A 21,415-nucleotide genomic window follows, 5' to 3' on the forward strand; every position below is an offset into this window, starting at 1 on the left:
TGGCGATGCGCAGCCACATCCATGTGGCCGAATCAATTTAAGAGAACTATATAGTTCTATAATTAATTCAATAGGGAATTGAAAGACAAAAGTCGAAGCATCGCCTTTCGGGTCTACGAAGCCCCGACGCCGGCGGCGAAGATTGCGATGCAGCGGCGAAGATGGGCGAGCAGTCCGGCCCGGTCGGGCCAGGCTTGGGCGCGCCCTTCCGGCGGGCCCATACCGCCGAAGATCATGTCCATCAGCATCCGGGCTCCGCTCGCCGGATCATCAAGGGTCAATCTGCCTTCCGCCCGACGATCGCTCAACCAGTCGGCGAGGTGTTGACGGCTAGCAAGCATGCCTTCGTGCTGCAGAATGTCGATAAGCTCTGGAAACTGCGCCGCTTCGCGAAAGACGAGCTGCAAAAAACCGGCGCGGTCCGCATCCTTCTCCTCATCCATGTCGATCATGAAGATATGTTCGAGGCTTTCGGCGATCGGAAGGTCTTCCGCGGGCCTCGGCAGGTCGAGCATCAGGCGCCGATGGGCGCCCACCACGGCGGCAAACAGCTCTTCCTTGCTCTGAAACAGCTTGTAGAGCGTCTGTTTCGAGACACCTGCCTCGGTGGCCACCACCGCGGTGGTGCTTCCGGCATAGCCGTATTTTACAAAAACACGGCGGGCGATTTCGACGATATGCGTCCGCTTGTCCTCATCGCTGGAGACTTTCGGCCGGCCTCGCTTGCGCGGCTCATCTGCGGGCTCGTCAACACCATCCATGACGATCTAAACCGCTTTACCGAAGCGCACGCCGACGGCCCGGAAAAGCGGACTGCGATTTCTGAGGGATGAGTTTTTCGGTTGTGGCATTAGTAATTTCGATTTAGAGAACTAATCAGTTCTGTAATGCGTTGCATCCCCACCCTCTTTAGCGATGGAGCGCTTATGACGACCATTTCTGCCGCAACATCGATTTCTTCCTATTCCTATAGCAAGAACTCGACATCCGCATCCCAGGACCTCCTATCCTGTAATACGGTTTCGGCAAAAAAATCAACCACAAGCCAGCAGCTCGGCGAAGACTCGACCAACAGCGTCGAAAAACTCATGTCCCAGCTGATGTCGCTGACGATGAACGGCCTTAGCGGACAGTCCGGCTCCAGCGGGGAGCAGGACGGCGACGAAGGCATGGATGTTGCGCAGCTCGACACCGATGGCGACGGCTATGTGAGCAAGGCCGAGTTCGTCGCAGCCAGGCCATCCGACGTGACCGAGGATCAGGCGGGCACGCTGTTCGACAGCTTCGACAGCGAAGATTATTCCGGCTCGCTGTCGGTCGATGCGCTCACCGAGGCCATGTCCGCCCAGAGATCGGGGCGAGCCGGCGGGCCACCGCCGCCGCCCGAAGGCGATGACGAGCTTTCATCGCTGCTCTCCGATCTCGATACCGATGGAGACGGGCTGGTGAGCAAGGCGGAATTCGTCGCAGGCCGGCCGTCCGACGTGAGCGAGGATCAGGCAGGCACGCTGTTCGACAGCTTCGACAGCGAAAGCGCCGGCTCGCTGTCGGTCGATGCATTGACCGAGGCGATGTCCGCTCAGTCGTCGCAACGCCCCGAGGGACCGCCACCGCCGCCGCCCGCCGAGGATGAGCAGACCGCATCCCTGCTGTCCGATCTCGATACCGATGGAGACGGGCTCGTATCATTGGACGAGTTCATGGCCGGCAGGCCGGACGACGTCACCGAAAGCCAGGCGAGCCAGCTATTCGATCTTCTCGACACATCGGGCAGCGGTTCATTGTCCGCAAGCACCACGAGCTGACAGCCAACAAGGAGCGTCGCGTCGCAGTCGCTGGAGAAGCTGCAATGCGGCGGTCTGACAGCGGCCCGGCAATCGAGCCGGCAGAGCTTTCAGCCGGGCCGCTGAACTATCGAAGTATTCACATGGTGCACCGTGACAGGCGTACCGCACCAGCGCGCGGATGAGCCGCAGCGCCTATCGCCATTACGGGGTCAATCCAGACAATCAGATCATCCACCGGTGTGGGCTTTGCCCGGCGCCAGCGATGTCGTGCGCCCGTTATTCGGGCCTGGAGGCCTCTCGTCACATGGCATGTTCCCAAACCTTAAAGGATTGAGCCATGAGCATTTTTGGAAGCATGAAAACCGCCGTCTCCGGCATGAGCGCCCAGGCAAACCGGCTGAGCACGGTTTCCGACAATATCGCCAACGCAAACACGGTCGGCTACAAAGCCGTCTCCACATCCTTCTCGTCGCTGGTGCTGCCGTCGTCCTCAGGCAATTACAATTCCGGCGGCGTCCAGACATCCGTGCGCCAGGCGATTTCTCAACAGGGCGACATTTCCTATACGACCTCGGATTATGACCTGGCGATATCAGGAGATGGCTTCTTCATCGTGCAAAGCGCCGACGGCACGCCGGTCCTCACCCGGGCCGGCGACTTCTCCGTCGACAGCGACGGCAACCTGGTCAACGGCGCCGGTTTTACCCTCATGGGATATTCCTATGATTCAGGTGTGCCTGCGGTTGTTGTCAACGGCTTCGATGGGCTGGTGCCGGTCAACGTATCCCAATCGGGATTGAGCGCGGTTGCTTCGACCAGCGCCTATTTCAGCGGCAACCTGAATTCCGAGGCAACCGTCGTCACCGACACGACAACGCTGCCGAGCGCCAACACGTCCGATGTCACCGACGATACGCAGAAGATGTCGCTGGTTGCCTATGACAGCCTCGGCGGCACCGTCCAGTACGACTACTATTTCACCAAGACGGGTGTCACGACGGATTCCGCCGGCGCGGTCACCGGAAGCACCTGGGAGGTAGCAGTTTACCGCAATGCCGATGCCACCACCGGCGGCACGACGTCCTTCCCTTACTCCTCCGACGCCGTCAGCGTTGCGACACTCTCCTTCGACGCCGACGGTCAGCTGACCTCTGCGACCGATACCGATATCGTCGATCCGGTCACCGCACAGACGATCACCATGGATTATTCGGACTTTACCCAGCTCGCCTCCGACTTCTCGGCGACGGGCTCGGCCGACGGTCAGGCCGCAAGTGCGGTGAGTTCGGTATCCATCGGCACGGACGGGGTGGTGTCGGTTTCCTATGCGAACGGGGCGACCAAGGCTCTCTATCAGATCCCGCTTGCGACGGTCGCCAGCCCCGACAATCTGACGCTGCTCAGCGGCAACGTCTACAGCGCCAACGGCCAGTCGGGCGTTACCGTCACCGGCTTTCCGCAGACAAACGGGCTCGGCTCCATCCAGTCCGGCGCCCTCGAGAGCTCGAACGTCGATCTCGCCGGCGAACTGACGGAGATGATCGAGGCACAGCGCAGCTATACCGCCAATTCGAAGGTGTTTCAAACCGGCTCCGATATCATGGATGTCCTCGTCAACCTGAAGCGATAGAGGGAGCAGCTGAATGTCGCTCACCTCCGCCTTGAACAGCGTCCAAAGTATTTTCAACAATACGGGCCAGCAGAGCAGCGTCGTCTCGACCAACATCGCCAATGTCGGAAATTCCGACTATGTGAGACGGGAGGCGTCGATCACGACGTCTCTCTCCGGCGCCCAGGTCGTCAGCATCAGCCGAGCGCAGGAAACTGCGCTGCTGGCGCAATATCTGCAATCGAACTCCAAGGACAGCGCCCAGCAGACGCTGGTGACCGGCCTCGAAAGCTTGAAGTCGCTGATGGGCGGCAACGACTACGAGACCTCGCCGAGCACATACCTCTCGGCATTTCAGCAGGCGCTGCAGACCTTCGCCACATCGCCGAGCAGCACGACCGCGGCGCAATCGGCCGTCACCGCCGCGCAGGATCTTGCCAATTCGCTGAATACCGCAAGCGACGGCGTCCAGTCGATCCGAGCCGATGCCGATGCGGAGATCGCCACGCAGGTCTCCTCGCTGAATACGCTGCTGTCGCAGTTCGAGACGGCCAACAATGCCGTCAAGCTGGCGATGGCGACCGGCGCCGATACCTCCTCGGCGCTCGACGAACGAGAAAAGCTGTTGAAGCAAATCTCCTCGATCGTCGGCGTCACCACGGCCTTGCGCGACAACAACGACATGGCGCTCTACACCTCCGACGGCACCGTGCTGTTCGAGACCGTACCGCGCACCGTCACATACGTGCCGACGACAACCTATGTGGCCGGAACGGAGGGCAATTCGGTCTATATCGACGGCGTTGCGCTCGACGCCGGCGAGGGATCGACGACCAGCGCCTCGGGCAGCCTGCAGGCGCTGCTGCAGCTTCGCGACGACATCGCACCGACATTCCAGGCCCAACTCGACGAGATCGCCAAGTCGCTCGTCCAGGCCTTCTCGGAAACCGACGGCAGCACCAGCGCGCCCGGACTTTTCGTCTGGACCACCGCGTCGGGGACATCAGGGGGAACACCGTCGGATTCCGACGATATCACCGGCATCGCGTCGTCGATCTCGGTCAATCTTGCCGTCGTTACCAGCGAGGGCGGTGATGCCACGAAGCTGCGAGACGGAACGATCAGCGGCATCACCGATCTCAACAGCTCGGGAGACAGCGGTTTCTCGGACAATCTCGACGCCCTCTATACGGCGTTGACGGAACAGCGCTCGTTCTCCTCGGACGCCGGTCTTTCCACCACGCAAAGCCTGATGGATTACGCCAGCTCCTCCATCGGCTGGTTGGAACAATATCGCAGCGATGCGACGTCGGCCTCCGAAAACACGACTGCCGCGCTGTCGCGCTCCGACGAGGCCTATTCCAACGAAGCCGGCGTCAACCTCGACGAGGAGCTGACGCTCCTTCTCGATATCGAACAATCCTACAAGGCGGCGACGAAGATCCTGAACGTCATCGACGAGATGTTCAAGTCGCTCCTCGACATAGCGAGCTAGTTATGAAAGCCTCTTTTGTCTCATCATCTGCGATGCAGAACGTCCTGCGGCTGACCATCAGCCAGTCCCAGAGCAAGCTGCAGCAGGCCTCGACGGAAGCGACGACCGGAACCTACGCCGATATCGGCGTATCGCTTGGCGCCGGCACCGCAAAAACGATCAACCTCACCAGTGCGATCGACCAGGCCGCCTCATTCCAGACGAGCAACGCCGTCGTCGAACTGCGCATGGACGCATCGCAGACCGCCCTTTCCAGCCTCAAGGATGCCGGCGACAGCCTGGTCTCGAACCTGACCGCGCTCCAGGCGAGCCAGGATACGACCAGCATCGCCGTTGCCCTGCAGACCGCAGGTTCCACGATTTCGCAGCTGATCTCGACGGCGAATACCTCAGTCAACGGCGAGTTCCTGTTTGGCGGAACCAACCTCGACAGCCAGCCGCTGACCGATCAGTCCCCCACGGTTTCGGATGCGATCGTCACGGCTCTCGGCGACTATGCAACCGGTCTTGGAAAAGACGTCAACGAGCTGACCGGAGAGGAAATCGGCACATTCATCACCGACACGGTCGAGCCGATGTTTTCCGAAAGCGGCTGGACGGACGCTTCCACAGGCTGGTCGACTGCCTCCAGCACCGACATGACGAGCCGGATCAGCAGTTCGGAAACCATCACCTCGTCCACCAACGCCAATTCCGAAGGCATGCGTTATCTGGCACTTGCCTCCGTCGTCGTCTCCGCCCTCTTCGGCCAAGATCTGAGCTCCGACGCGCAGAGCACCGTCGCGACGAAGGCGATCGGTTATGCGGCGCAGGCGACATCAGGCATCGTCACGCAGCAAAGCCAGCTCGGCCTCTCGCAGGAGCGGCTCGAAAAGGCAAATGACGCCCTCGATGCCCAGTCGAGCCTGCTCCAGGGAAAGCTCGTCGATCTCCAGGGCGTGGATGCCTACGAGGCGTCGACGCTCGTCAACCAGCTGCAGACGCAGCTGGAAACGGCCTACACGCTCGTCTCGAAACTCCAGGGCCTGAGCCTGGTCAACTATCTCTGACGGATTGAACATGCGGGAATTCAAACGGTTGCAAATGCCGGCCTTAACCAGAGAGCCTAACGCGAGATGCTCCGAAATCGTGGCGGAGGCGGCCTTCGCGCTTGCCTCCGGCATCATCAACACGATCCCTTTCGTCGGAAACAAACTCGACGAACAACAGGCCCAGGCCTGGCCGCGATCGGGGATTTTCACCGATGACGGCGTCGAGATGACGGGCACGCCGCCTGAAATATTCGAGCTTTGCGAGCTCCTGGCGTCGTATATCGAGAAAGGCTCGTCATTCGACGTCTTCGAGGTTTTCCACAAGATTGCTCGGATCGACCGATTGATCGACTGGCGTCAGGGCGCCTTGCTTTCCCCCGAGTCGGAAAACACAAGGCATTGATAGACTATGTAAAATACCCTCCGGAAGGTGTTGTAATCCGGCCCGCGTCGCCAGGGGGCATGGCATAGGCTGGGCTTGCATGTCGCCTGTGCGTTGCGGCAGGGTGGACCTTGCCTTAAAGGAGACCGAGGCTGCTTCCGAAGGTCTTTCGGCAACGGTCTTTCAGGGACCAAGTGTGTTGTCGATGTCAAAGCCGCGCGCGAAGCTGCCATTCTCCGAAGAGACCTCGCAGGCCATGCTGATCCGCGTCCTGCGCCCGCTGGTCAAACTCGCTCTCGCTTCCGGTTTTAACTTCACCGCCTTTACCACCGTGCTTCGCCGCCTTTACATCGAAGTGGCGGAGAAGGAATTCGCGCTGCCGAACAAGCAGCAGACGGATAGCCGCATCTCGCTCCTGACAGGCATCCACCGCAAGGACGTCAACCGGCTACGCGGACTGGCGCTCGACCCCTCATTCCTCACCGTCGGCGTTTCACAGACGAGCCGCATCCTTGCGCGCTGGCTTGCCGACCCGCTCTATTGCGACGCCGAGGACAGGCCGAGCGCCCTGCCCCGAACATCAAGCGACGGCAGTCCGTCATTCGAGAGCCTGGTGAGCGACATCACCAAAGACGTCCACCCGCGCTCCATCCTGGACGAATGGCTGGACCGAGGTATCGTCGTTCTTGATGAGGACGGCCGGGTTCAGCTCGACCTCTCATCGATCGTCCCGAATGCCGGGGACGACGCTCGCCGGCATTATTTCACCCGCAACCTTCGTGATCATGTGCAGGCGTCGGTCATGAACTTGCTGAACGAGCCTCCTCCCTATTTCGAACGCGCCGTTCACTATGACGGCATGTCGCCCGCGCTGGCGGCCCGGCTCGACGAGCTTGCGCGCCAGGAAAGCATGACGCTGCTCCTGAAGCTCAACAAGATCGCCCATCAGGCGATCAAGGACGATCCCGGCGGCAGCAGCCGCTGGATCGCGGGGCTCTATATCATGACCGAGGAACGCGAAACGGATCCTGCGGCAGAAACCGCCTCCAATCAGGAGATCGACGAATGAGCCCGTCGGCGATCTCGAGAAGACAGTTTCTGCTGGGCGGCATCGCGCTTCAGGTCCTGCGGCCGGAACTTGCCGCCGCGCAGCCGACAGGCACCAGCGATCACGGAATCGGCGGTTCCGGTCTTGCCATCCAGGGAGGCGGCGAGAACGAAGATCACGGGATCGGCGGAACCGGTATTGTCGGGACCATCCAGGGTTTCGGCAGCATCATCGTCAACAATATTCACATACCGTTCAGCGCGACGACGCCGGTCGAGATCGACGGGCGACGCGTACCCGCGAGCGCGATGAAAGTCGGCCATGTCGCCCGGGTGCTGCTGACCGGAAAGCGCGCGGCCCGCATTACGATCGTTAGCGAGGTTCAGGGCCGTATCGACCGGATCGATAGGACCGGGATAAGGATACTTTCGCAAACCGTCGACACATCGGGTTTAGCGACGAAGGGCTTGCGGAAAGGCAAACGGGTCGCCGTGTTCGGCATCCGCAAACCAGACGGCACGATCATTGCCCGGCGTATCGAGCCCCGCTCCGTGTCCGACGGCGCCCATGTCCGCGGCGTTCCCGTCAAGAGCGGCAACCGCGTCCTGATCGGCGGCCTGTCGCTTGGAAGCACGCATGGCTACCTCGCCGGCAAACAAACGCTCGTGCGTCTCAAGGCGGTCGCCGACCGATTGGTGATTACGCGCGTTCAGACCGAACCCGTGGTGCCGGGCCTCAAACGCGGCATCGTCAATATCGAGACCTTCCGGCCAACGGACAGAGGCGAGGCGGGTTCCGGACCCGGGGGGTCACAGTCCGGCTCGATGCGGCTCTCTCCCAATGGTCATGGCTTCGTCGATATCGGCGTCCGCGATTCAAGCAGAATGACCGGCTTTCCCGGAATGGGTCCCGATGGCTTTGGTTCCCGCCCGCCACACGGCCCTGGGGATGGGCCGCGGCCCGATCACGCGCCTTTCGGCAGAGGCGGGCCCGGCGGAGATTTTCCCGCTCCGGACAGGCGAGGCCCGCCACCCGGCCCTGGCGGCCCACCTCCGGGGTCGCCGCCCCCGGATCCGGGTCCGCACTGAAAACGCAGTCACCCATATTGACATATGGGAAATTTTCCCATTTTATTGCCCTTGCGAATCCGCATTGGGTGATTCCAGGACGGGTTTGCCGATTGGCTAACGGGTTCGCCCCACGCCCGCTAGCCAATCGCTTGATTTCAAAATTCTTATTAAGACAAACCGCGTGCACGCGTGCGGCGATGGCCCACCGCTCGATGGCGCCGTCCGAACGAGATCGTCATTGCACAAGAGGAATCAGAAATTGCTTTTGCTGAAACGCGAACCGGATATTTCGATCGAGATGGACGAGCCGACCGTCGTCGCGACCTGGGAAAACCGCACGCAAATCATCGAAATCATGCAGAGCGCGCGTGAGATGAGCCAGGAATTCCAAAATCTTTGGAAGAACAGCGGCGAAACGGGCCGGCTCAGCCAGGACGATACGGATAGATTGGTCGAGCTGCTGCGCGAGATCGGCGACCTCAATAATACGCTGATGCGATTGGCCTAACTACCTTCACCGCCTGGTACGCTCGGCCTGACATATCCCACAATGTTCAAGAGCCCACTCGACAATCTCGGCGACCGAGCGATTTTCGCGGCGGGCAAGCCGTGCAAGATCACGTGCCTTTACACTTCGTACGGCAGCCGAAGTTCAGTCATATTGATCTCCTCTTCGATGAACATAACGCTCATTATTCCCGTCAGCGGGACGAAGATGTTGCTGCCAAAATAGCCGTAGTCTCTGATCCCCCCAATTTTGGACGCCTGTTACTGTCCCATACAGGCCAGTCAACTTCTAATCTCCAGAAGAATTAACCATATTTCAGCGTTCGCGCGAAATAATGGGGTACGTAGATCAGGCATCTCGCGAGCGAGAAGCCAAAAATTATTTGGAGACGGTCCTTTGGCTTTTACTATTGCCCGTAGCCTGGTGGCATTTGGTGTCGCCGTTTCAGCAGGTCTTTTCATGTCGATCGGGTTACAGCAATCGGCCCTCGAACGGCTGAAGGTCAACGGCCCGGTTTACGAGCAGGTCGTCTACGGCAAGGATTTGATCGCCGATATTCTGCCGCCGCCGCTGTTTGTGGTCGAATCCTACATGTTGTCCTTCGAGGCCAGCAAGTTTCCCGAGCTCACCGACACCAATCTTGCCAAGATCGCCAATCTCAAGGCCGCTTACGACGACCGCCGCGCCTATTGGAAAACCACCCAACTACCGCAGGCGTTGAAGGACGAGCTTGAAAACGATGTCATCGCCAAAGGCGACAAATTCTGGGACGTGATGAACCGCGAGATCATTCCGGCGCTGACCGCCAAAGACGAGGACAAGGCGCATGGTGCGATCGAGCAATTACGCGTCGCCTTCCATTCGCACCAGGACGCTGTCGAAAAACTTGTCGCCAATTCCGATGCCTTCCTGAAGGGCGAGGAGCGCAATGCCGCCTCGGAAATCGTCACCTGGACGATCTATGCTGGTGGCGCTGGCTTCGGATCCTTCGCTTTGCTGCTGGTCGGGCTCTATCTCCTGCGCCGCCGGGCCATCGTGCCGCTCGACGGCATGAAAGCCTATATGGGCAACCTCGCTGACGGCGATTTTTCGACCGAGGTTCCCTATGCCAGCCGTTCCGACGAGATCGGCGGCATGTCGAAGGCCGTGGCGGTTTTCCGCCGCAACGCGCTCGAGCGGCAGGACGCGCAAAAGCGCGAGACGGCGCTTCGCGATGCGGAATTTGAACGCGAACGCAGCCAGATGGCCGAAAAGTCCGCCGAAGAGCAGGTCCGCGAAACGGTGATCGCTCAACTGACCCACGGCTTGGACCAGCTATCGCACGGCAATCTCGATTGCCGGATCGCCACACCCTTTGCCGCCACTTACGAGACTTTGCGCGCCAAGTTCAACGACAGCATGGATGCGCTTTGTGCCTCGATGGCCGAGATCGCCCAGACCTCCAAACAAGTGGATAGCGCCTCGGCCGACATTACCGGTGCAACCGAGAGCCTCGCATCGCGCACGGAACAGCAAGCCGCGATGCTCGAAGAGGCCACCGCCGCGCTCGGTGAGATGAACGCCAAGGCGAAAGACGCCTCCGATCATGCCGGCAAGGCGACCGGCATGATGGCCGAGACCCGCAACAGCGCCGAACATTCGGCGGCCGTCGTCCGCGAAGCGATCGCCGCCATGGAACGGATCGAGGGCTCGTCCTCGCAGATCGGCGACATCGTCAACGTCATCGATGAAATCGCCTTCCAGACCAATCTCCTGGCGCTGAATGCGGGGGTTGAGGCGGCTCGCGCAGGCGAAGCCGGCAAGGGTTTTGCCGTCGTGGCGCAGGAGGTGCGGGAACTTGCCATGCGCTCGGCCAACGCCGCCAAGGAGATCAGGGCTCTGATTTCCACATCGTCCTCGCAGGTTTCCAACGGGGTGGAGCTTGTCAACCGCACCGGCAAGGCACTTCAGGAAATCGAAGGACAGGTCGAGCAGGTTGCCGCGCTCATCGCCCGGATCGTGTCCGTATCCTCCGAGCAGGCGGTGGCGATCCGCGAGATCAATGCCTCCGTCAATGCTCTCGACCAAGTGACGCAACACAACGCGACGATGGCCGTCGAAACCGCTTCGGCCTGCCGCGCGCTCGGCACCCAAACGCAGACATTGGAAGGCGTCGTCAGGCGCTTTCAGATCGACGCGGCAGCGAGCATGTCAAGGCCGCGTCAAGCGGCTTGATTGCCGGCCTCTTCAGCCGGTGACGATCGCGACCACGGCGACGCAATCGCCTGATTTGACCAGTCCGGGAAAATGCCGGGCGCAGAGGATGCCATCCATGCCGGCGCGGACCTCGTGGGGGGCCACTCCGGTCCGCCCTGTCGGATAGATGCGAGCGATGACAGCATCCTTACCGACGGCTTCACCGAGATCGATGACGGGCTCGATCAACCCGCCCTCCTCAGCGAAGGAAAAACACCGGCCGTCCGGCATGTCGAGCCAGGCCGTCGGACCGATATCGGCGGCGCCCGCAACGATCCCGGCGTGGCGCAGCACGTTCATGGTGCCGCGCTTGGCAATCGCCGCACTCTTGGCCGTAGCCGTCCCGCCGCCGCCGAGTTCCGTGGTGATGAAGACCTTGCCCATCTCCTCGGCGGCGGTGTCGTACATGCCGACCGCATCGATCTCCAGCATCTTCATCGAATAGGGCGCGGCAAAGGCCGTCACATATTCGAACGCCTGCACCTCTTGCTGTTTGTTCGGCAGGATATGGGCCGCACAGAACGGGAGAAAATCGAGCGTCTTGCCGCCGGAATGAAAATCGAGAACCAGATCGGCCATCGGCAGGAGCACACGCTGGAAATAGTCGGCGATCTTCTGCGTCACCGTGCCGTCCGGACGGCCCGGAAAGCTGCGGTTCATGTTGCCCCTGTCGATCGGCGAAGTCCGGGTTCCCGCAAGGAACGCCGGATAATTCATCGCCGGCACGATAATGACGGCACCGCGCACCGCCTCGGCCTTCAGCGAGCGGGCAAGGTCGAAAAGCGCGATCGGTCCCTCATACTCGTCGCCGTGATTGCCGCCGGTCAGCAGCGCCGTCGGCCCTTTGCCGTTCCTGACGACCGTTATCGGGATCATCACGGAACCCCAGGCGGAATCGTCGCGGCTGTAAGGCAGCCTCAGGAACCCGTGCTGGACGCCTTCGGCGGTGAAATCCACCGTCGCGCTGATCGGCGACGGCCGCAAGCCAATCTCTGTCATGACAGCCTCAATCCTTGACCATCAGCCTGCGCGGCACATCGGCGAAGCATTCGACGCCGCTTTCGGTGATCAGGATGCTCTCGGTCGTCTCGAAGCCCATGTCGTCGAGCCAGAGGCCGGTCATGAAATGGAAAGTCATGCCGGGCTTCAGCTCCGTCCGGTCGCCCGGCCGCAGGCTCATGGTGCGCTCGCCCCAGTCCGGCGGATAGGACAGACCGATCGGGTAACCGGTGCGGTTATCCTTGACGATGCCGTATTTCTTCAGCACCGCGAAGAAGGCGTTGGCGATGTCCTCGCAGGTGTTCCCGGGCTTGGCGACGGCAAGACCGGCCTCCATGCCTTCGAGCGTTGCTTTTTCGGCATCGAGAAAAGCCTGCGTCGGCTTGCCGAGGAAAACGGTGCGCGACAGCGGCAGGTGATAGCGGTTGTAGCAGCCGGCGATCTCGAAGAAGGTGCCCTCCCCCGTCTTCAACGGCCGGTCGTCCCAGGTCAGATGCGGTGCGGATGCCTCGACGCCGGATGGCAGCAAAGGCACGATCGCCGGATAATCGCCGCCGATGCCATCGACGCCACGGGTGCCGGCATCATAGATTTCCGCGACCAGATCGCACTTACGCATGCCAACTTCGATTTTGTCGAAGATGCGGGAATGCATCGCTTCGACAATGCGGGCGGCATTGCGCATATATTTGATTTCGGTCTCGCTCTTGACCGCGCGCTGCCAGTTGACCAGCGCAGTCGCGTCGACGAAGCGCGCATTCGGCAGATGTTTCTGCAACGCGGCGAAGGCGGCCGCCGAGAACCAGTAATTGTCCATCTCGACGCCGATCGTCAGCTTGCCGAAGCCGCGCTCCGTCAGGATGCCGGAGAGGTAATCCATCGGATGGCGCTCGGTCGACTGCACGTAATGATCGGGATAGCCGACGATGTTATCGTGCTTCAGATAGGTGGTGAACTTGGCGCCGTTGGCATCCTGCCCGCGGCCAAACCAGATCGGCTCGCCCTGCGGCGGCACGATCACCGCCTGGTGCACGTAGAAGGACCAGCCGTCATAGCCGGTCAGCCAGGCCATGTTCGACGGGTCGCTGACAACAAGCAGGTCGACGCCCTTCGCCTCCATGGCGCGCCGTGTCTTTTCCAGCCGCGCGGCATATTCGCCGAGCGAAAACTTCAGATTGGGCTGGGTCATGTTTCTTCCCTTCTTTTCCGTCAGCTTTCGAATATGGTCCCGGCCTTTGTCGCATTGGCGCGGGCAAAGGCGAGGTTGGCAATGGCGGTGTCCTGGATGCCGGTTCCCGTGAGGTCGGCGAAGGTGATCTGGCCGTCGCTGGTCCGTCCCTGCACCCTGCCAGCGACGATCTGGCCGAGTTCGGCGAAGACGGCATCGGGCGCGACTAGGCCGGCGCCGATTGCATGATGCAACTCGCCGAGACGCCGCGTCTGCTTCAGGCTGTCGGCGACATAGAGGCCGGCGTCGGCGATGACGGCCGGATCGATCTCGTTCTTGTGCTCCGCATCCGAGCCCATGGCCGTCAGATGCTGTCCGGGTTCCAGCCAACCGGCCTGAACGATCGGCGCTTCCGAGGGTGTGGTGGTCACGACGATATCGGCGCCGGAGATTGCGCGCCTTGGATCCGATATCGCGGTGACGGGCAAGCCGAGCCTTGCGGTCAGTTCCGCTGCGGCGCTCTCGGCTTTTGCGGCATCACGCGCCCATATTCGGGCTTCGCGGATCGGCCGCGCCAGCGTCAAGGCTTCAAGCTGCAGCCGCGCCTGCATGCCCGCCCCGAAGACGGCGGCCATGGATGCATTTTCACGCGACAGATATTTGGCCGCGACCGCGCCGGCCGCCGCGGTGCGTATGTCGGTGAGATAACCATTGTCCAAGAGCAGTGCCTGTACCAGCCCGGTCCGGCTCGACAACAGCACCATCATGCCGTTGGTGCTCGGCAGCCCAATCTTGGGATTGTCGAAGAAGCCGGGGCTGATCTTGATCGCGAAGCTTTCGATCCCCGGGATATAGGCCGTCTTCACATCGACTTCGCCGCGATGTTCCGGAATGTCGAGTCGCAGGATCGGCGGCATGGCGACGGCCTTGGTCGCAAGCGCTGCAAAGGCCTGCTCGACGCAGGTTACCGCATCCAGGTCAAGGCCGATGATTTTCCTGAGCTCCGCTTCCGTCAGAATGATCATCCCGCTCACGACCCATCCTCCCCGAACATCGCCGCCTCACCGTTGATTACCCGTCGGTGCTGTTCCATGTCGACATTCCGCCCGGACAAGATCGCAACCACAGGACCGCCGGAGCGGATCTTTCCCGCAAGCAGGGCGGCGATGCCGACCGCACCCGCGCCTTCGACGATCTCCCGCTCGCAGGAATAGGCGTGGCGCATGCCGGCGGCGATTTCCGCCTCCGTCAGCAGGATGACGTCGTCGAGAAGCGCGCGGCACATGGCGAAGGATACGCGATTGTCGAGGCCGATGCCGCCGCCGAGCGAGTCGGCAAGGCTCGGCCTTTCCTCGACCTGCACCGGCCTGCCGGCGTCGAGGCTCGCCTTCATCGCCGCACCCCGTTCCATCGTCAGGCCGATCACCTTCGTCTTCGGGCTGACACCCTTGATCGCGGCGGCAACACCCGCCGCAAGACCGCCGCCGGAGAGAGGCACCAGAACCGTGGCTGCTTCCGGCAAAGCGTCGATAATCTCGAGCCCCAGCGTCCCCTGCCCGGCCACGACAGCCGGATGGTCGAAGGGCGGGACCATCACCAGCCCCTCCTCGCCAACCAACCGGTCGACCTCTAGCTGCGCCTCGTCCTGCGACAATCCGACGATGCGGATATCGGCGCCGAGGCGGCGGATTTCCGAGATCTTGTTCTCCGGCACCAGCTGCGACATGCAGATGGTTGCGACGGCACCTTCAGCTTTCGCCGCATAGGCAAGCGCACGGCCGTGATTTCCGGTCGAGGCGGCGACGACGCCGCGCGAACGTTCCGTCGGCGACAAGGAGAGTACCGCATTGGTCGCGCCACGCAGCTTGAAGCTGCCGGTCGTCTGATGATGTTCGAGCTTGAGATGGACAGGTACACCGGCGAAGTCGCCAAGCGATGGCGACTGCATCATCGGTGTTTCGATAACCCGGCCGGAGATCCGCCGCGCCGCCGCGCGAATACCCTCTAGCGAAACGGGCAAGATGCTCGCCATGATCTCAGCCTTTCCCGTAGGGCTTGGTCATCAATTGCCCGAATTCGGGCCGCGCCCGGTCATCGCCGCAAAGCCTCAGGCAGGCCCAGGCGGTTGCGAGATTGCTGGTGACCACGGGCTTGCCGGTCTCGGCTTCGATGCGGGCGGCGACCTCGGCGGCGCGGAGAGCCGTGCAGGAGATGAACAGCGCATCGGATTGCGGCGCCAGCGCCTGGCGTGCGAAGGCTGCGATGTCATCCGGCGCAATCCGCGCCATCTCGCGATCATCACTCAGGCCGAGGCAGGTGAAACGGTCGATCGTAAAGCCGAGATCGACGAAATAATCCGCCATTGGCCGGCTGGTTTCGATCGTATAAGGCGTCAGCACCGAAATCCGGCGGGCGCCGAGCGCCTGGAGGCCCTTCACGGCCGCCGCCGTCGGCGTCACCACTGAAGCACCCGGCTTGGCCGCATGGATCGCCGCCTCGATATTGCGGTCGCCAATGACGACCGAAGCGGAGGTGCAGGAATACATGACCGCATCCAGCGTCTCATCCGGCAGGATCAGCGCAGCACCTTCCGTCAGCGACGGCTGCATCTTCAAGAGGTTTTCCGGTGTGACCGGATTGGCATAGCGGATGCGGCTGACATAGACGCCGATGCGGTCGCTGGCGACCATTCGCCGGAAATCGACTTCCGTCGTGTGGTCGGTCGCCAGGATGATCAGGCCGATGCGCTTTTCGAGCGGCCGGTCGTCCAGCCGCGGCAGCCGGCCGACGGGAATGATCTCGATTGCTGCGGTCATATCAATCATCCATCCTGGCGTAACGTTCCTCGAGCCAGCGCAAGCCCACGACCGAGATCAGGCTGATGATGAGGAAGAAGACCCCGACCAGCGTCATCGGCTCGATGTAGCGGTAATTGCTGTTGGCGATGCTCTTTGCCTGGTTCATCAGTTCAAGCACGGTGATCGCCGAAAGCAGCGGCGTCTCCTTGAACATGGCGATGAAATAATTGGCGAGCGCCGGGATCATCGGCGGAATCGCCTGCGGCAGGACGACGTGGATCCAGGCCTGGCGCGTCGTCAGATTGGTGGCCCTGGCGGCTTCCCACTGTCCGCGTGGCACATTCTCGATGCCGGCGCGATAGACCTCGGCAGTATAGGTCGCATAGTGAATGCCCATGCCGATGACGCCGGCGGTGAGCGGCGACAGTCGGATGCCGATATCAGGCAACACGTAGAAGATGAAGTAGAGCTGCACCAGCAGCGGCGTGCCGCGGATGAATTCCGAGACGAAGCCGACCGTTCTCGAAATGGCGGCGACCGGCGACCGCCGCGCAATGGCAAGGCCAAGGCCCGCGGCCATGGCGACGGCAGCGCCGAGGATGGTCGCGAGAATGGTGATCTTGAACCCTTCGAGAAGGGTCGGCATGATCTGCCACACGAAGTCCCAATCCCATTCCATCCGATCAGCTCCTTATGCCGTCGAGGCTGCGGGCCATGCGCCGCTCCAGCCAGCGCATCGCCGCCGAAATCGCCAAGGCCATGAGAAAGTAGAGGATGAGGATCGTTGCGAAGGGCACCAGCGTATTGCCGGTCTGCGCACGCACCACCTGCGCCTGGAAGGTCATATCCGTCAGCGAGATCAGCGACACGACGGCCGTGCCCTTCAAAAGCTCGATCGCATTGTTGCAGAAGGTCGGCAGCATCAGCGGCAGCGCCTGCGGCAGGATGACGTGGCGCATGCGCTGGTAGCGCGACAGATTGAGCGCAACACAGGCTTCCGACTGTTCGCGCCCGACGGCCTTGACCGCGCCGCGCACCACTTCCGCCGCATAGGCGCCGACATTCAGGCCGAGCGCCAGGACACCCGCCTGCAGCGGCGTCAGGGTCAAGCCGGCAAAAGGCAGCACGAAATAGACCCAGAAGAGCTGGACGAAAATCGAGGTGCCGCGGAAGAACTCGATATAGGCGGTCGCCAGAGCCCTGACGGCAAAGAAGCGCGACAGGCGACCGAGCCCCGCCAGGAAGGCCATCACCAGCGCCAGTGCGGACCCCATGACCGTCAACTGAAGCGTGACCAGGGCGCCCTCAAGGATCAGTGTCAGATAGCCGGACCATACCGACATCGGCAACTCACTTCTCTGGAGATCGTGCGAAGGGCAAACCGGCCATGGAAGGACGCATGGCCGGCCGTTCTCATCAGGTTACTTGGCTGCGGCGCAGAGCTTGTCGCGGCTGGTCGACATCGCCGCCTTGGCCGAGAAGCCATAGGGCTCGATGATCCTGGCGAATTCGCCCGATTCCTTCAGTTTCTTCAGCTCGACGTCGAAGGCATCGCGTAGCGCGACATCCTGCTTGCGGAAGGCGGCGCCATCGCAATAGACCGGTGCATTGACCACCGGGGCGACGGTTTCGAGATTGGGGTCCTTCGCCTTGGCCATTAGGTCGTGGATCGACAGGACCGGCAGCGAATAGACGTCGATGCGGCCGTCCTGCAGCATCTTGATGCCGCTCTGGCCATCAGGAACGACGATGACGCGGTCACGCGGCACGCCGGCCTCGAGCGCCAGCTTCTCCTCGGTGCCGCCGCCCGGTGCGCCGATCTTGGCATCGGGATTGTCGGCGATATCCTTGTAGCTCGTCAGCTTCAGCGGATTGCCTTTCTTGAGAGCGAAGGCTTCGGCGTCGCAGAGGATCGGTTCGGAATAGGCGACGGCATTGCAACGCTCCGGCTTCATGAACAGGCCGGCGGTGATCGCGTCGTGGCGGCCGGCCTGCAGACCGGGGATCATCGCGCCATATTCCGAAATCGAGGCGACCACTTCCTTGACGCCGAGCTTTTCGAAGATTACGCGCGCCACATCGGGCGCGGCACCGGACACCTTGCCGTCGGCACCGACGGCTGTGAACGGCGGCTCGTTGGCGATGGCGATGCGGGCAAAACCCTGCTCCTTCAGTTGCTCGAGCTTGTCATCGGCGGCGGAAGCCGGGCCGGCGGCCGCGGCCAGAAGCACCGACAGGCTGACGGCGCTCAAAACATATCCTGCTTTCATGGTTCCCAACTCCTCTGGCTTTCCTTTGAGTTTTGTTCTTTGCGGGCAATGTCTGAGGTCAGACGCGGTGCCCAGCCGCTATGATCTTGCGCAGGAAGGTCTGCGTCCTCTCCTGCGTCGGATTTCTGAAGATATCGCCCGGCTTGCCTTCCTCGACGATCTTGCCTCGATCGAAGAACAGCACGCGGTCGGCGAAGTCATGGGCGAAGCCCATTTCATGCGTGACGAGAAGCATCGTCATATCGGTCTCGGAGGCCAGCCGGCGCATGACGTTCAGCACCTCTTCGACCAGTTCCGGGTCGAGCGCCGAGGTCACTTCGTCGAACAGCATGATCTTCGGCGACAGCGCCAGCGCCCGGGCAATGGCGACGCGCTGCTTCTGTCCGCCGGAAAGCTGCGCCGGGACGCTTTTCGCCTTGTCGGCCAGGCCGACCATATCGAGAAGCTCCATTGCCCGCTTTTCGGCCTGCGGACGTTTGATGCCCTTGGTCAGCATCGGCGCCAGCGTCACATTGTCGAGCACGCATTTGTGCGGAAACAGATTGAAGTGCTGGAAGACCATGCCGATCTTTTCGCGCATGCGATGAAGGTGCCGTTCATCGGCCGGCACCAGCCCGCTGCTGCCTGCCATATGGTAGAGTTGTTCGCCGTCAACCTCGATATGGCCGCCGCTGATCGTCTCCAGCGTCATCAGAATGCGCAGGATCGTCGTCTTGCCGGAGCCAGACGGCCCGATCAGCGCCAGCTTCTCACCCGGCATGACATTCATCGACAGGCCGTCGAGCACGGTCAGCGGGCCGTATCTCTTGACGATGTTGTCGATGCGGATGATGGGCTGAGGCATTCATGTCTCTCCCTGTTGAGACAAGCAATACCCTAACGATGACGGCCGATCAAAATCATGTCAATTCGTAAAATAATATCATGACAATTATTCTGAGAATGCTCAAAGGAGGGGCAGCGCCATCAAATCGCCAGCAGCAGCTCTTCCGGATTTCCCTGTGCCAAAGAAGCGACGATCCCAAGCCCGGTCCGCAACTCGCTTTCGGTCGTCGAGCCGAGCGAAATGCGCACGGCCGGCGTCGAGCCCTGGTCGGCGGTGCGGAACGATTTGCCGGGCGCGATCGCCACGCCGCGCAGCCTCGCCTGCGAGACGAAACCATCTTCCGCATGGTTGCCGGCGAGCGGCAGCCAGACATGCAGGCTTTGCGGGTGCGCCCGGTAGCTGAGGCCGGCCAGCATCTCTGCTGCGATCGCGTGGCGGCTCGCAAGGGCGCGGCGTTGCCAGTTGACCAGCTCCATCGCCGTGCCGTCGCTGACCCAGCGGCTGGCGATCTCGGCCATGGCAGGCGTCGCCATCCAGCTGGAAACGAGATGCCGGTTGGCGACGGCGGCGACATAGCGGTCGGGTGCGACGAGATAGCCGATCCTGAGGCCGGGAACGGTGATCTTCGTGAAACTCGTGACGTAGAGCGTCCGCTCCGGCGCAAAGGCGGCCATCGGCGGCGCCCGGTTCTCAACCATCGGACCGAGAATATCGTTTTCAATGATCGCGATGTCATGCTTGGCGGCAACGGCGGCAAGCGCCTGGCGACGCTCGGCACTCATCAGCGACGCCATCGGGTTGATCACCGAGGGCTGCAGAAAGATTGCCCGGATCGGCCCCGTGCGGCAGGCTTCATCAAGCGCCTCCGGGATCATGCCCTCCTCGTCGATCGCCAGCCCCTCGAGATGCAGGCCGAGATAGCCGCAGAGCGGCACCAGCGTATGGTGACTGACCGCTTCGGTGGCAATGGTCGAGCCGGGCGGCGCGACGCTCATCAGCGCGACCGTCATGCCCGAGGTCGCGCCATTCGTCACGCTAATATTCAGCGGCGACACGTCGAGCCCGCAGCGCGCCAGCCATTCGGTGGCGACCGTGCGGTGGCGCGGAAACACCATGTTCGGCCGGAACGACAAGGCGGAGCTGGAGGGCAGGTTTTCCGCAAGCCAGCCGAAGGCCTGGCGCAGCCTTTCCAGGTGGATCTGCTCGCAGACCGGCTTCAGGATCGACAGATCGATCACCTCGCCCAGCCGTTCCGGCAGATAAGGCGGCTCCGGCTCGCGCGGCCTGGTCTGGACGAAGCTGCCGCGGCCGATCTCGCCGGAGATCAGCCCCCGGCGGCTGAGTTCGTCATAGGCACGGCTGACCGTCTGCACGGAAAGATGCAGATCGTCCGCCAGCTTGCGATGCGGCGGCAATTGCGCCCCGTCGGAGAGCTTGCCGTCGGTGATCGCGTTGGCGATCTGCTCGGCAAGCGAGAGGTAAGCCGGCCGGCGGAGTTGCGAGGGATCGGGGCGCCACTTTGTCATGATTTTACACTGCTGAAAATCAGTTCAATTGACAATGCCAAAATGCGCTTCCATTGTCTTTTCGCTGCGTTTGAAATGATTTCTTTCTAAAGAAAGCACCATGAAGCTCGACGCCATCGACCTGCGCATTCTCGACGCCGTCCAGCGCGACGGCCGCATCACCAAGCTGGCACTGGCCGAAAGGGCAGGCCTGTCGCCGACGCCGTGCTGGATGCGGCTGCGCAAGCTCGAAAAGGCGGGCATCATTACCGGCTACCACGCCCGCATCGCCCCGCGGCGCATCGCGCCGGTCGCTAGCGTGATGATGGAAGTGACCCTCGCCAACCATCGCCAGACTGATTTCGAGCGCTTCGAGCGCGCCGTTGCCGCAATCTCGGAGATCGTTGCCTGCTGGTCGGTCGGGGGCGGCGTCGATTACATCCTGAAAATCATCACCGCCGACATCGACGCCTATCAGCGGCTGGTCGACGGGCTTCTCGACCGCGAACTCGGCATCGACCGCTACTTCACCTATATCGTCACCAAAACGGTGAAGGAAGAAACGGTGCTTCCGGTCTCTTCCTTCGCGGCATCCGACGAGGAACAGAGCCCCTCCTAGACAATCTCTCTAGCAGGCGGCCATCCTTTAGACCGTTTCTCTCTTTTGGCCTTCGCCAAAGGACA

Annotated in this window: 21 protein-coding genes and 1 pseudogene; 10 read left to right on the forward strand and 12 right to left on the reverse strand. The window is 61.8% G+C overall.

The window, feature by feature from the left end:
* Window positions 1-113 precede the first annotated feature (113 nt).
* Complete coding sequence (locus K6N12_RS03575) at window positions 114-761, reverse strand: TetR/AcrR family transcriptional regulator (RefSeq protein ID WP_097629410.1); 648 nt, start codon at window positions 759-761, stop codon at window positions 114-116.
* A 165-nt stretch (window positions 762-926) separates the two neighbouring features.
* Between K6N12_RS03575 and K6N12_RS03580 the strand changes: the two genes are divergently transcribed.
* The 8 genes from K6N12_RS03580 (at window position 927) to K6N12_RS03615 (ending at window position 8,930) form a co-directional block, all read left to right on the forward strand.
* The gene (locus tag K6N12_RS03580; protein ID WP_222148746.1) at window positions 927-1,805 is read left to right on the forward strand and encodes an EF-hand domain-containing protein; all 879 of its coding nucleotides are present in this window, start codon (window positions 927-929) and stop codon (window positions 1,803-1,805) included.
* Between the two features lie 319 nt (window positions 1,806-2,124).
* On the forward strand, window positions 2,125-3,417 hold the full coding sequence (locus K6N12_RS03585; RefSeq protein WP_222148747.1) for a flagellar hook protein FlgE: 1,293 nt from the start codon (window positions 2,125-2,127) through the stop codon (window positions 3,415-3,417).
* A gap of 13 nt (window positions 3,418-3,430) precedes the next feature.
* Window positions 3,431-4,891, forward strand: coding sequence for a flagellar hook-associated protein FlgK (flgK, locus tag K6N12_RS03590; RefSeq protein ID WP_222148748.1), 1,461 nt, complete (start codon window positions 3,431-3,433; stop codon window positions 4,889-4,891).
* Between the two features lie 2 nt (window positions 4,892-4,893).
* Window positions 4,894-5,940 carry a flagellar hook-associated family protein gene (locus K6N12_RS03595; protein WP_222148749.1) on the forward strand — a complete coding sequence of 349 codons (1,047 nt, stop codon included), beginning with the start codon at window positions 4,894-4,896 and terminating at the stop codon, window positions 5,938-5,940.
* 10 nt (window positions 5,941-5,950) lie between these two features.
* Complete coding sequence (locus K6N12_RS03600) at window positions 5,951-6,325, forward strand: hypothetical protein (protein WP_183779743.1); 375 nt, start codon at window positions 5,951-5,953, stop codon at window positions 6,323-6,325.
* Window positions 6,326-6,509: 184 nt separating this feature from the next.
* Complete coding sequence (locus tag K6N12_RS03605) at window positions 6,510-7,373, forward strand: DUF6502 family protein (protein WP_183854141.1); 864 nt, start codon at window positions 6,510-6,512, stop codon at window positions 7,371-7,373.
* Window positions 7,370-8,440, forward strand: coding sequence for a DUF5666 domain-containing protein (locus tag K6N12_RS03610; RefSeq protein WP_222148750.1), 1,071 nt, complete (start codon window positions 7,370-7,372; stop codon window positions 8,438-8,440). Before K6N12_RS03605 ends, K6N12_RS03610 begins: the two co-directional genes overlap by 4 nt.
* Window positions 8,441-8,681: 241 nt before the next feature.
* Window positions 8,682-8,930: a hypothetical protein gene (locus K6N12_RS03615; protein WP_183854137.1), complete on the forward strand. Its 249-nt coding sequence runs from the start codon at window positions 8,682-8,684 to the stop codon at window positions 8,928-8,930.
* 45 nt (window positions 8,931-8,975) lie between these two features.
* On the opposite strand, the pseudogene K6N12_RS03620 reads toward K6N12_RS03615, so the two are convergent.
* A pseudogene (locus K6N12_RS03620) lies at window positions 8,976-9,065 on the reverse strand (plasmid stabilization protein); the annotation flags it as partial.
* A gap of 261 nt (window positions 9,066-9,326) precedes the next feature.
* Between K6N12_RS03620 and K6N12_RS03625 the strand changes: the two are divergent.
* Window positions 9,327-11,144, forward strand: a complete 1,818-nt coding sequence (locus tag K6N12_RS03625; RefSeq protein WP_222148751.1) for a methyl-accepting chemotaxis protein — start codon at window positions 9,327-9,329, stop codon at window positions 11,142-11,144.
* 12 nt (window positions 11,145-11,156) lie between these two features.
* Here K6N12_RS03625 and doeB read toward each other — a convergent pair whose 3' ends face one another.
* The 10 genes from doeB to ehuR all read right to left on the reverse strand — a co-directional run bounded on the left by doeB (window position 11,157) and on the right by ehuR (window position 20,752).
* Window positions 11,157-12,164, reverse strand: coding sequence for a N(2)-acetyl-L-2,4-diaminobutanoate deacetylase DoeB (gene doeB / locus K6N12_RS03630; protein WP_097629402.1), 1,008 nt, complete (start codon window positions 12,162-12,164; stop codon window positions 11,157-11,159).
* A 7-nt stretch (window positions 12,165-12,171) separates the two neighbouring features.
* The gene (gene doeA / locus K6N12_RS03635) at window positions 12,172-13,353 is read right to left on the reverse strand and encodes an ectoine hydrolase DoeA (protein ID WP_183779728.1); all 1,182 of its coding nucleotides are present in this window, start codon (window positions 13,351-13,353) and stop codon (window positions 12,172-12,174) included.
* A gap of 20 nt (window positions 13,354-13,373) precedes the next feature.
* On the reverse strand, window positions 13,374-14,366 hold the full coding sequence (eutC, locus tag K6N12_RS03640) for an ectoine utilization protein EutC (RefSeq protein WP_183854130.1): 993 nt from the start codon (window positions 14,364-14,366) through the stop codon (window positions 13,374-13,376).
* Complete coding sequence (gene eutB, locus K6N12_RS03645; protein WP_222148752.1) at window positions 14,363-15,364, reverse strand: hydroxyectoine utilization dehydratase EutB; 1,002 nt, start codon at window positions 15,362-15,364, stop codon at window positions 14,363-14,365. The genes eutC and eutB overlap by 4 nt, the downstream gene beginning before the upstream one ends.
* A gap of 4 nt (window positions 15,365-15,368) precedes the next feature.
* Window positions 15,369-16,148: an ectoine utilization protein EutA gene (eutA, locus tag K6N12_RS03650; RefSeq protein WP_183854126.1), complete on the reverse strand. Its 780-nt coding sequence runs from the start codon at window positions 16,146-16,148 to the stop codon at window positions 15,369-15,371.
* 1 nt (window position 16,149) lies between these two features.
* Window positions 16,150-16,809 (reverse strand): ectoine/hydroxyectoine ABC transporter permease subunit EhuD, encoded by a 660-nt coding sequence (gene ehuD / locus K6N12_RS03655; protein ID WP_222148753.1) that lies wholly within the window; start codon window positions 16,807-16,809, stop codon window positions 16,150-16,152.
* A 4-nt stretch (window positions 16,810-16,813) separates the two neighbouring features.
* Window positions 16,814-17,473 (reverse strand): ectoine/hydroxyectoine ABC transporter permease subunit EhuC, encoded by a 660-nt coding sequence (gene ehuC, locus K6N12_RS03660; RefSeq protein WP_222148754.1) that lies wholly within the window; start codon window positions 17,471-17,473, stop codon window positions 16,814-16,816.
* Between the two features lie 78 nt (window positions 17,474-17,551).
* Complete coding sequence (ehuB, locus tag K6N12_RS03665; RefSeq protein ID WP_097629395.1) at window positions 17,552-18,400, reverse strand: ectoine/hydroxyectoine ABC transporter substrate-binding protein EhuB; 849 nt, start codon at window positions 18,398-18,400, stop codon at window positions 17,552-17,554.
* Between the two features lie 58 nt (window positions 18,401-18,458).
* On the reverse strand, window positions 18,459-19,244 hold the full coding sequence (gene ehuA / locus K6N12_RS03670) for an ectoine/hydroxyectoine ABC transporter ATP-binding protein EhuA (RefSeq protein ID WP_012556276.1): 786 nt from the start codon (window positions 19,242-19,244) through the stop codon (window positions 18,459-18,461).
* A gap of 122 nt (window positions 19,245-19,366) precedes the next feature.
* Window positions 19,367-20,752, reverse strand: coding sequence for a MocR-like ectoine utilization transcription factor EhuR (ehuR, locus tag K6N12_RS03675; protein ID WP_097629394.1), 1,386 nt, complete (start codon window positions 20,750-20,752; stop codon window positions 19,367-19,369).
* A gap of 100 nt (window positions 20,753-20,852) precedes the next feature.
* On the opposite strand from ehuR, the gene K6N12_RS03680 reads away from it, so the two are divergent.
* On the forward strand, window positions 20,853-21,350 hold the full coding sequence (locus tag K6N12_RS03680; protein ID WP_097629393.1) for an Lrp/AsnC family transcriptional regulator: 498 nt from the start codon (window positions 20,853-20,855) through the stop codon (window positions 21,348-21,350).
* The last annotated feature ends 65 nt before the right edge of the window (window positions 21,351-21,415 follow it).

The organism is Rhizobium redzepovicii, assembly GCF_019793435.1.
GTDB classification, from domain to species: domain Bacteria; phylum Pseudomonadota; class Alphaproteobacteria; order Rhizobiales; family Rhizobiaceae; genus Rhizobium; species Rhizobium redzepovicii.